Below are 1490 nucleotides of genomic sequence, written 5' to 3'. Positions count from 1 at the left end.
AAGAATGCATTTTTTTGTTCTTTAGCTATATCATTCAAGTCTGATTCAGAAACAGCAGTATCATAAACTTCTGAATTAGGTAGTATTGCTATCATTGTACTTCTTTTTCGTGATACTAATGAAAGAGATAGTGTTTTGTTCGTGACTTCTATAGTCTGTTTATAAAAATCATTGAGAAGTTGTTTTCTTTCTTCGCAAAAATCTTTGAATTTGACGTGTGTGTTGTTGGTCAAGTCATTATTATTTAAATTATTATAATAATTTTCGAACAGAACACCTTGGATGTACAGTGTTTTGTTAATAGCGTCTAAACTAGAATGGTCTAATCTTTTAATTTGATATACACCTTTTCTAATTTTTACTAATGCTTTTTTGAAATTGGACTTATTTCTAATAGCATTGGCTTTTCGACCTTTTGCAAAGTTTTCTAAACGATATAATTCATATAAATGGTCAATATGAATGAACAATGGTTCATCAATTACATTTTGTATTCTTTTTTTGATGAACATTTGGACATCATCTTCTTGGCTGATTAAGTCTAATGCATCATCTTTAACAGATTTTGGTATTTCTTGATTTAAATTAACATTATCTAAAATCCATTTGATGCAGGCTGATTGAAACTCTGGTTGTTTAATTAAGACTTTACGTATAAATGTTAAATCATGTCTACCATCTAATCCGTTATAACCGTTATCTAACTGGAATGCGAGTAATCGTCGTTCAGTACCGCCCGATTCATCATTAAATACTGGTTCATAGTTAGATGCGAAGACCATTTCAGCCGTTGGTTTAAATGAAACATAACTCTTATTCTTTTCGTTTGCATCAATAGGTTCTTTTGTAGTTATTTTTTTTATATTTTCAGTTTCAATTTTATGATGTCCATCTGTAGCTTCATCAATTAAGACAAGTCGCTTATCTTTAACATTAACGAGACCGAATGATTCTTTACTACTGAAATCTTTGGGTTGTAAAGAAACAGTACTTTGAGCACTAATGATGTTGTACATCAAATTCATGTATGTTGACTTACCTGAGTTCGAAGCATTGTAAAAGTATAAAAAAGTATCATTTACAATTTCTGGGTCGTCGAATGGTAAAAGAATTTTTAATGTATATTGCATGAGTAGATTAGCACGTGCTTTTGCTTCGTCTTCATCATGTTCAAATCCTCTTAGACCTAAAGCACCAAAAATATAGTCAGGTGTGACAGGTTCTTTAACTTTGTTATCATCGAAAACTGTTTTTGCTTGAGGATTATAATTTAGATTTAATCTATAATTTGTAGCATACTCGAACATCAATTGTTGTCGAGTTAGCTCATTTTTATGAATGAATTGGTGATTGATAGAACCATCATCGTTATATGTTAAATCAATCAAACCATTTTTGAAGAATAAACAGTTTTTCTTGAACGTAAATACGCTAACTTTGTCAGAAGATTGAATCATCGTAATCAGTGCATCATATCCTTGATTTACGTC

Annotated in this window: 1 protein-coding gene; it reads right to left on the bottom strand. The window is 30.4% G+C overall.

From position 1 onward, the window contains the following. Nucleotides 1–1490 (bottom strand): DUF5906 domain-containing protein (locus tag DVA66_RS21170; RefSeq protein WP_157974203.1); only part of this gene is annotated, 1490 nt, incomplete at both ends.

The organism is Desertihabitans aurantiacus (assembly GCF_003344635.1).
In the GTDB taxonomy this organism is placed as follows: Bacteria; Actinomycetota; Actinomycetes; order Propionibacteriales; family Propionibacteriaceae; genus Desertihabitans; species Desertihabitans aurantiacus.
The sequence above is the reverse complement of the archived record's forward strand: the minus strand, read 5'-3'. Positions and strand labels throughout refer to the sequence as shown.